Origin of the sequence: Paraburkholderia sp. (genome assembly GCF_036488505.1) — a bacterium.
Classification (GTDB): domain Bacteria; phylum Pseudomonadota; class Gammaproteobacteria; order Burkholderiales; family Burkholderiaceae; genus Paraburkholderia.
Window position 1 is genome coordinate 1 of the sequence record NZ_DASXHN010000095.1, and the last position, 3770, is coordinate 3770.

A 3770-nucleotide genomic window follows, 5' to 3' on the forward strand; every position below is an offset into this window, starting at 1 on the left:
CGCACTGCGCTTTACAGCGCGTACGCGGCAATCGCCACGGTCGCGTTCGCCGCCGCCTTTACCGCCGCGACAGCCGCCTCGGCGGTTTTCAGCGGCGGCAACGCGGGCGGGTTCGACGATCTGAACCGCGGCCGTGCGTTGACCGTCCTCGGCTCCGAGCAGCAATGCCAGCGCTATGGCGGTTTGCCTGCGCGCTGGCGCGACGATCCGAAGGCCGGCATGGTGCATCTGCATGGCGGCGATTTCGTGTTCGGCAGCAAGCTCGGCTATGAAGACGAGCGCCCGGCCGGTGATGGCAAGACGCGTGTCAGCGGATTCTGGATCGACCAGACCGATGTGACAAATGCGCAATTCGCGGCCTTCGTCAAAGCGACCGGCTATGTCAGCGACTCCGAACGTCAAGGCGGCGCGGTGGTGTTTCACACGCCGACACGCGAGGAAATGAATGCACGCGACCTTGCGTGGTGGAGTTGGGTCAAGGGCGCGTCGTGGAATCATCCGACCGGACCCGGCAGCAAACTCGACGGCGTCATGAACCAGCCGGTGACAATGGTCACGCAAGCCGATGCGCTCGCGTACGCACGGTGGCTTGGCCGCGACCTGCCTACGGAAGCCGAGTGGGAATACGCGGGTAAAGCCGGTCACGAAGGCGCCGATTTCGACACCGCGCCGCGCGACGAGCATGGCAAGCCCAGCGCGAATTACTGGCAAGGCGTATTTCCGGTGCTGAACACGAAAGAGGACGGCCACGCCGGCCTTTCGCCGGTCGGTTGCTATGCGGCCAACGATTTCAGGCTGTACGACATGATCGGCGATGCGTGGGAGTGGACCAAGGATGTCTATAGCGGTCCGCATCAGTCGCACACGAATGGGGACACCGCCGCCGTCGCGCCGCTCAGCCGCAAGCACGATACGTTGATGGTGATCAAGGGCGGCTCGTTCCTGTGTTCGCGCGACTATTGCGTGCGCTATCGCGCGGCATCGCGCGAACAGCAGGAAGCGGATCTGCCCGCCTCGCATATCGGCTTTCGCACGGTGTTGAGGGATGCGTCATGAAGCCGCGTTCAATCGCGGCGGCCGCGGCATTGATGACTTTTGCGGCGCTGCATCAGCCTGCGCAAGCGGCTGCCGAAGCGCAGGTCATCAAGGTGGGTGTCGCGCCGGGCGCGCATGCGCAGATCATGGATGAAGTGCGCCGTGTCGCAGCGACTCGCGGACTCGCGCTCGACGTCGTCGTGTTCGACAAACCCGGCGCCATCGACGCCGCACTCGCCGCGAAGCAGATCGACGCGGCGAGTTTCGAAGACGAACCGAGTCTGGAAACGCAGCGCAAACAGCACGGCTACGCGCTGAGCGCCGTCGCGACGACCGTCACGTTTCCGGTCGCGCTGTACTCACGCAAACTGACCAACCTCAGCGAGTTGCGACGCGGCGCGACCATCGCGATTCCCGACGACCGCGAAGGCGCCGCGCGCGCGTTGATCCTGCTGCAGAACTACACCCTCATCGCGTTCAGGGACAGTGCGGGTCTGCACGCAAGCATTCGCGACATCACGAGTAACCGGTTGAATCTGAAGATACGTCAGGTGCCGCGCGCGCGTTTATTCGACTCGCTGAACAGCGTGGCCTTTGCGGTGATCGACAGCGACGATGCGGCACGTGCAGGCCTCTATCCTGCCCGTGACAGCATCGGTCTCGAAGATGCGCGCTCGCCGTATGCGAACGTGCTCGCCGTCCGAGACAGCGACCGCACCCAGGCCTGGGTCGCGCGACTCGTATCGGCGTATCACTCGGACGGTGTCGCGCACTTCATCCTCACCCGCTATCAGGACTCGGTGCGCCGGCCATGGTGAACGCGTTCTCGTTCGCCTGCACGGCCTGCGGCAAATGCTGCAATAGTCCGCCGTCGATGACCTTGGCGGAGTTGTTCCGGCATCGCGATCTGTTTATCGGCTGTCTGGCAATTGCACGCGTGCCGCGCAGACGGGAAGGCGAACGGCTGCGCGTGCGCGGTCATGGAACCGTGCTCGACGCAGCCGACATCGCCGCTTTCGATTCGATTGCACAGACGCTGCTGCATCGTGCGGGGGACACCTTCAGTATCACGACACAGGGCTACGATTACCCTTCTGTCGGCCGGTGCCCGGCACTTGAAGAAGACGGCCGCTGCGCGATTCATTTCGCTCGCAAGCCCGTGACGTGCGAAGTGGTTCCGCTCGATCCGCTCGTGCCGGACCGCTTGCAGCATCTCGTGTTGGCCGCACGCAATCAGAGCGGCGCTTATTTCGGCGCTAATTGCATTCACGAAGGTGAGCACGCCGACGCCGCGTTGCTGGTTTCCGACGGCCACGTCGTCGATGCCAGCGCTCTCGATGCACTAACACGTCGCCGCAGCGCGCTCGCAAAGGAGCGCGAGGTGTGGGGGCGGGCGGTATTCGAATCGCTGCGTGAAGATCTGTTCAATTCGCCTGCCGCGTTGGCGCGCATTCCCGCGGACGGATTTCTGACTATCTCCATCGTGCCCGCGATACTGGCGGTGGCGAGCACGTCGGAGCGCTGTCGCCAATTGTGTGTCGACTACATCGACAGTCAGATCGCGTTGATCGGTCGCAGTGTCCAGCAGGCGCTGTTGCGGCGCCGCCTGGACGACCGGCCGGTTACGCAGGAACTGCGTGGCTTCGCGAACGCTTATCAGCGCGCGAAAGCGCTGCTTGCGGTTCCTTTGGCGGCTGAATCTCGGTGCAGCGATGCGTCGTTTGCTTCCAATGTCGAAATGTATTTGAGCGGCGCAGCGAATTGATCCGCCGGCGGCAGGTCACCGCCGGGGCATCTGCATCAACACCTCTCACTTATTAACCATCCTCGCCGGCACACTCACCGCCAGCAGCCCCCCAAGCACCATAAATGCCGCCAACATATACATCCCCGAATCATTAGCCGCAGTGACCTCCTTCAACCACCCCACCGCATAAGGACTCAAAAACCCCGCCAGATTCCCGATTGAATTAATCATCGCAATCCCCGCCGCAGCGCCGGTGCCCGCCAGAATCGCCGTAGGTAGACTCCAGAACAACGGCAGAGTAGTGAGGATGCCCATCGTCGCGAGCGTGAGTCCGGTCATCGCAAGCAGCGTGTTATGCGCCCAAACGACGGAAAGCACGAGCCCCACAGCGCCAGCAAACGCCGGCACCGCAATGTGCCAGCGCCGCTCGCGCAGCCGATCCGCGCTGCGCGCCACCAACACCATCGCCACCACCGCCGCCGCAAACGGAATCGCCGACAACACCCCAATTACAAACGCATCGGTCACCCCGGTCGATTTGATAATGGTCGGCAACCAGAAGCTCACCCCATAAAGCCCCATCACGAACGAGAAGTACGTGAGACTGAACATCAACACCCGCCCGTTGGTGAGCACTTGACGAATCGGCATATCGTGCTTCGTCGCTTCCTCGGCGGACACCTGGCGCTCGAGCAACTGCTGCTCTTCCTTCGTGAGCCACTTCGCTTTCGAGATCCGATCGTCGAGTACCACGAACACCAGCACCCCAACGATGATCGAAGGAATGCCCTCTAGCAGAAACAGCCACTGCCACCCATGCCAGCCGTTCACGCCATTGAAGCTCTTCAGGATGTAACCCGACACCGGGCCGCCGATTACACCGGAAAGCGCAATCGCCGTCATGAACCACGTCGTCATCCGCCCGCGCCGATGCGCCGGATACCAATAAGTGAGATACAGGATGATCCCGGGAAAGAACCCCGCCTCG

General features: G+C 62.7%; 4 protein-coding genes. 3 read left to right on the top strand and 1 reads right to left on the bottom strand.

Annotated features, from left to right (window positions below):
* Nucleotides 1–30 precede the first annotated feature (30 nt).
* The 3 genes from VGH68_RS05385 to VGH68_RS05395 are packed head-to-tail and all read left to right on the top strand — an operon-like array spanning nt 31 to nt 2800.
* Nucleotides 31–1056, top strand: coding sequence for a formylglycine-generating enzyme family protein (locus tag VGH68_RS05385; protein ID WP_414696901.1), 1026 nt, complete (start codon nt 31–33; stop codon nt 1054–1056).
* Complete coding sequence (locus VGH68_RS05390; RefSeq protein ID WP_414696900.1) at nt 1053–1853, top strand: MetQ/NlpA family lipoprotein; 801 nt, start codon at nt 1053–1055, stop codon at nt 1851–1853. The genes VGH68_RS05385 and VGH68_RS05390 overlap by 4 nt, the downstream gene beginning before the upstream one ends.
* Nucleotides 1847–2800 carry a hypothetical protein gene (locus VGH68_RS05395; RefSeq protein ID WP_331602489.1) on the top strand — a complete coding sequence of 318 codons (954 nt, stop codon included), beginning with the start codon at nt 1847–1849 and terminating at the stop codon, nt 2798–2800. The genes VGH68_RS05390 and VGH68_RS05395 overlap by 7 nt, the downstream gene beginning before the upstream one ends.
* A 45-nt stretch (nt 2801–2845) precedes the next feature.
* Here the strand turns inward: VGH68_RS05395 and VGH68_RS05400 are convergent.
* Nucleotides 2846–3770 (bottom strand): MFS transporter (locus VGH68_RS05400; protein WP_331602490.1); only part of this gene is annotated, 925 nt, incomplete at its 5' end.

Coding starts and splice junctions, on each gene's coding strand:
- VGH68_RS05390 (WP_414696900.1), top strand. CDS start 1,053: ATGAAGCCGCGTTCAATCGCGGCGGCCGCGGCATTGATGACTTTTGCG.
- VGH68_RS05395 (WP_331602489.1), top strand. CDS start 1,847: ATGGTGAACGCGTTCTCGTTCGCCTGCACGGCCTGCGGCAAATGCTGC.